The sequence below is a fragment of the Komagataeibacter ossonobensis genome (assembly GCF_057359305.1).
Genome location: NZ_JBXAYQ010000087.1, coordinates 1 through 4,855 on the forward strand (window position 1 = coordinate 1; position 4,855 = coordinate 4,855).

The 4,855-nt window shown below is 46.0% G+C and carries 4 protein-coding genes; 2 read left to right on the forward strand and 2 right to left on the reverse strand.

Translation table 11 applies throughout. The annotated features are described in order from the left end of the window. The first annotated feature begins 204 nt into the window (after positions 1–204). Positions 205–1,116, forward strand: a complete 912-nt coding sequence (locus tag AC1RQ9_RS18490; RefSeq protein ID WP_485988062.1) for a hypothetical protein — start codon at positions 205–207, stop codon at positions 1,114–1,116. Between the two features lie 371 nt (positions 1,117–1,487). After that, entirely contained in the window at positions 1,488–2,579 is a 1,092-nt protein-coding gene (locus AC1RQ9_RS18495; protein ID WP_485988063.1) for a putative phage abortive infection protein, read from the forward strand. Between the two features lie 404 nt (positions 2,580–2,983). On the opposite strand, the gene AC1RQ9_RS18500 is transcribed toward AC1RQ9_RS18495, so the two are convergent. Next, positions 2,984–3,820, reverse strand: coding sequence for an SDR family oxidoreductase (locus tag AC1RQ9_RS18500; protein WP_485988064.1), 837 nt, complete (start codon positions 3,818–3,820; stop codon positions 2,984–2,986). Positions 3,821–3,870: 50 nt separating this feature from the next. Continuing rightward, positions 3,871–4,855 (reverse strand): SDR family NAD(P)-dependent oxidoreductase (locus tag AC1RQ9_RS18505; RefSeq protein ID WP_485988066.1); only part of this gene is annotated, 985 nt, incomplete at its 5' end.

A 4,855-nucleotide genomic window follows, 5' to 3' on the forward strand; every position in this document is an offset into this window, starting at 1 on the left:
GCGGATGCAACCTGCACGACATTGAATGGTCAAATTGGGCCAGCAGCAGATAGGCAAGTTTCAGGTCGAAGCTGGCATAAGTGGACAATCTCTAGGCTCGATTGCCGTCCTTGCGCTTGTGAATGAGACTCTTGAAGGGCTTATTAAAACTATACTACATTCATGATAATCAAATAATTATATCGACGCAGCAGGAGACGAAGTATGTTTATTACTGAGGAAATTGGTCCACTTGCACTCGTTTCGGATTTGTTGGCCGGCGAATCTGTCGGCGAGGATCAAACATGGAAGTTTGAGCGTTATCGCCATAACAAGGATCTCTGCCCTGGATTTCGGGATCGAATTTTGCGAGTTCTTAATACGTATGAAAAGCACCGTATTGACGTACATGACATCCAAGGCTTTCAGGACAAAGGCGTCGATGTGATTGTTAAGATGCAAACGGATGAAGGCTTAGTTCGCTTAGGTCTGCAGATCAAAAGTGAAAAAGAGATAGTCGACTGGGAAAAAGGGCGTTCTCCTAACTTCATTTCTAATATTCGTAGCCAATACACACAGGCCCGCCAGGAGGCGAAAGTCAATCAACTGTATTTGGTGCTGTGCGCCGACGCTGTTGCTCATCGCGATCATCTGCGCACGCTCATTAACAGCTTCGTAGATTATGAGGGCTTAAAGGTAATTTTACCTGAGTCCGCTTTCGGTTTCTTTTCAATGAGCGATGCCGAACTAGATGTGGCCGTGACTAGGAGATTGTGCTCACGCGATTTTCTACTTCGAGAAGCCCGCCGTTCAATTGACGGACTTCCTCCCGGCGGCTCGGGCCTTGCTCTTGAATTGATTTTTCGAGCCCTTAATGGCGATACGGCAATGACACATAGTGAATATGAAGAATATATTTTTGCATCAGCTGACGATGTTGACTGTGATGATCCGTCGGAATTAATGGCCGCCCTAAACAGGACGTTGGTCGAAGATATTTCAATAGAAAGTTATCGTATCGTACCAAACGCGTTTCCTGCCATTTGCGCTGTATATTTTGACCAAATGGCTCGTCACAATATTGGGAGTGAGGGGGCCGCAGAGCGTACCTCACTGCTCGTTCTTGGAGGTAACTAACCTTCAGGGTTATCCGGGTTAGTTGCCTTCTGTATCTCACTTTAATGTCCGCTTTTGAGCCACCGCAAATTGGTTCTGGGCACCCGGAATGGGCGCATAGCGGCTGTCACACGCAGTTGGACGAACGGAAAAAATGTCGTCTGAGCGCTCCAAATCAGGCTGATCGCTTACCCCCCCTGATTTGCCTGTCTGCTTAGTGATGGGGGAGCAGACAGGCAGCAGCCGCCTCATATTAGACATTCGGGCCTCTCAATAACCTTCGGAAAGCAGACATAAATAATTCCGATTTTCATGATTTGTTTTGGTTGATATAAGGTATTTTCACTGGCAATTTAATTGTAATATAGTATTTTTCAAGGGAGTTTATTTTTATGATTTATAAGATCATATGCTTATTCGATAAAATAAAGAGTATAATTTTATCTCTTGTTGTTTTTATAATTTCAACAATTCTTTTTGTTCTGATATGTTGCGTATGGCTTTTTTGGGGGGCAGATGAAAGCCTAATCTACAACTATATTACAAAATCGACATCTAAGTTTGACGACTATTCTATATTTGGAGCGTGGGGGGATACATTTGGAGCGTTCAATGCGCTTCTAACAGCATTAGGCTTTATGGGAATTGTTATAACAATTATTTTGCAATATATATCTTTTAAAAACGACAAAAAGAATACAAACAAACAAAATATAGAGTCTTTGATATTTAAACAAATAAGTGTGATAAATGAACTTAGGAAGGAAATAACTTTTTCTTTTCCAAATAACGATCCAGATCTCAATAAAAGCATAACATCTTTTATTGAAAAACAAAAAAAGGATGACGTTGTTGTAGAATATAGCGTTTTTGGGAAAAAAATATTTAAAATATGCGTAAATCCTATTTCTTTGCTATATAGAGAGAAGAAATATTTTTTTGGTGAAATCCCCATCATAACATCAAAACGAAAAAATAACATATCAATATCTCAAGGAAAAGAAGCTCTTAGGCTTTTGGAGCATTATATATCAGTAAAAATAGTCCAAAAAGAGAAGAAAAAAGAAAAATTAGATACTCGGGAAATAGTTTCCATATACATAGATGCATTTCATAGAAATAATGAATATAAAAATGGTGCTTATTTTAGAACTCTATACTATATTTTAGAAAAAATAATGAATGAAAAATATCTATCAAATAGAGAAAAAGAAGAATATGGAAATTTAATTCGAGGGCAAATGTCTTCTCCAGAGTGTAGTATTATAGCTATAAACGCACTAGCTCCTTTTTCGAAAGACTTATATGATATAGTTATATACTTTAGGCTTTTAAAATATGTAACAAACCCACATATTAAAAAACGTTTAGAACTATTTTATCCGAAAAAAGCTTTTTCTGAAAGAAAAAGTATAAGAAATTTCTTCTTAAGAAAATACATCGAAAAAAAGAAGTTATATACAATTAAAAGCCTTCAAAAATGATTTTTATTTATATTTGTGAGTGTCTATTTTATTGAAAGCAGACATTCTCATCTCCCCGCATAGCTACCTGTCTGAGATGCGAGAACCTTCTTTTGTAATGGTAAAGCCGAAAATTGAGTACCAGTGCGGCGTCAATCGGCAATCAATTAACGCCGCTCGTCACACGCGGGGTTCCGTAGCTCGGATCGCGTTAGGGCCGCGTCCGAGCCATGTCACCCCCTACCTCTTCTCAAGGTTGGCCGATTACCCGCCTGAAAGTCGAGACCTGCAATCGCCAGGACTACGCAATTCTGGCGAAACGGCCGGATTTGATAACCGCCCCAAAAAACGAAGTTTTGCGAATTGCTCGTTCTCGACTTGTTCGTTCGGTGCGTTTTTTTACCTACTCTTTAATGAGCGGTAATTTATATGCCCTTTGGCATAAAAGTATTACGCATCATTGCCATATATTCGGTTTCTCCCTTTTCCCAGCGCGCGGTAACAAGCGGTTTGATGTCGTCCGTTGGCAGGTAGCGGAGTTGATCTGTCCCGTCGGTTACGGCAGTGAAGATGGTTTCCGTAACCTTGGTAACCGCATCCTTGTCCGCTCCCTTGATAAAGCCAGAGAACAGATCGGCTGTTGCCTTGCAAAAAGCCGCGTAATCTTCCGGAACCGGAGTGAAGCCTGTTTCTGCGGCGCTCCGGGCGGGGAAATTCGTCGCGGGGACCGCACCTGGTTCAACGATCTTGACGGTGACGCCTACAGCAGCCAGTTCATACTGAATGGCTTCGGAGAAGCCCTCAAGTGCGAATTTGGAGGCGTTATAAGGCGATCCGGTCGGCAGGCCGAATATCCCCATCCCAGATGAAATGTTGACGATCATGCCCGCCTTCTTTTCCCGGAAATGCGGAAGGATCGCCCGGATAACTTCCATTGGCCCGAAGACATTCACGTCGAACTGTTCCCGCATTTTTTCCAGCGGGACCGCCTCGAAAATATTATAAACACCGAAGCCAGCATTGTTCACGATGGCGTCGATCCCTCCAAAGCGGCCGATACCCTCGGCAATCGACGCAACGATGCTTGCGTGATCCTGAACATCCAGGCGATTGACGAGGACATTGGACAGTTCTGCCAGTTCCTTCCCCGCTTCCGGATGGCGCATGGTTGCCACCACATTCCAGCCGCGTTCCGCGAACAGGTGAGCCGCGGCTTTTCCAAAGCCGGAAGAGCACCCTGTGATCAGAATAGTCTTGGACATGATTTTTTCCTATCGTGAAGCAATAATTGACGCGCAGAAGAAGAACCGGCTCAGGCAAGGAACTTCACACTCGTCATCTGTTCGCTAAGGGACCAGAGCTGGGCGGCCGCAGCAGGATCAATCGCATAGGGGGCAACGCCCTTGTCGCGTCCTTCAGTGTGATTTTCGGAAATCGAAAACTGATCTGACTGTTCCTTCATCAACGGTGCGATATCGCAGTCAACGCAGAATACGCCTCCCATTTCGGCAAGGCGGGAACTGGTCGCGCACCAGACCTGCGTCGCACCCCCCATTGGAACGGATTTGACATCCCGCGCGGGATCAATGTTGGGATTGCCATGTTCATCAATCACGCCCACAGCCTTTAATGCTTCGACCGGAACATGCTTTTCGAGGCCTGTCCCCGGTATTCCTCCCGGATGGAGCGAAAAAGCCCGGACATCATCGGTCTTGCCACGAGCATCGAGTTCCACAGCGAACAGGATATTTGCCGTCTTGGATTGCGCGTAAGCGGCCCAGGGATCGTAAGGACGGTCACGGAAATTGATGTCATCGAAGACGAGCGGCGAGAAACGGTGTCCCATGGACGACACGGAGATGACGCGGGCACCGGCCGTCTGCTTCAGGGCAGGCCAGAGACGGGCCGTGAGCTGGAAGTGACCGAGATGATTGGTCGCGAATTGCAGCTCATAGCCCCGTGCATCGAGCGTGAGGTCAGGTAGCGCCATGATGCCGGCGCTGTTGACCAGCATGTCAAGGGGAAGACCGGCTGAGAGGAAACGAGCGGCAAATGCATCGATGGAAGCCGGATCGAGAAGATCCATAGGCTCAATTTCAACACTGCTCAGACCATCAAGCGCCAGTTTCGCCCGTTCGACGTCACGTGCCGGGACGATGACGCGGGCTCCTGCGGAGAGCAGCGCCCGCGCGGTCTCTCGGCCAAGGCCAGAATAGCCGCCGGTGACGATCGCGACTTTACCCACGAGATCTGATCCCCGGATGACATGCGAGGTGGTCGAAGAGGCTGTGAAGCCG

Excerpts from the sequence above, each read along its gene's own strand:
- AC1RQ9_RS18490 (WP_485988062.1), top strand. The coding sequence starts at position 205 with ATGTTTATTACTGAGGAAATTGGTCCACTTGCACTCGTTTCGGATTTG.
- AC1RQ9_RS18495 (WP_485988063.1), top strand. The coding sequence starts at position 1,488 with ATGATTTATAAGATCATATGCTTATTCGATAAAATAAAGAGTATAATT.
- AC1RQ9_RS18500 (WP_485988064.1), bottom strand. The coding sequence starts at position 3,820 with ATGTCCAAGACTATTCTGATCACAGGGTGCTCTTCCGGCTTTGGAAAA.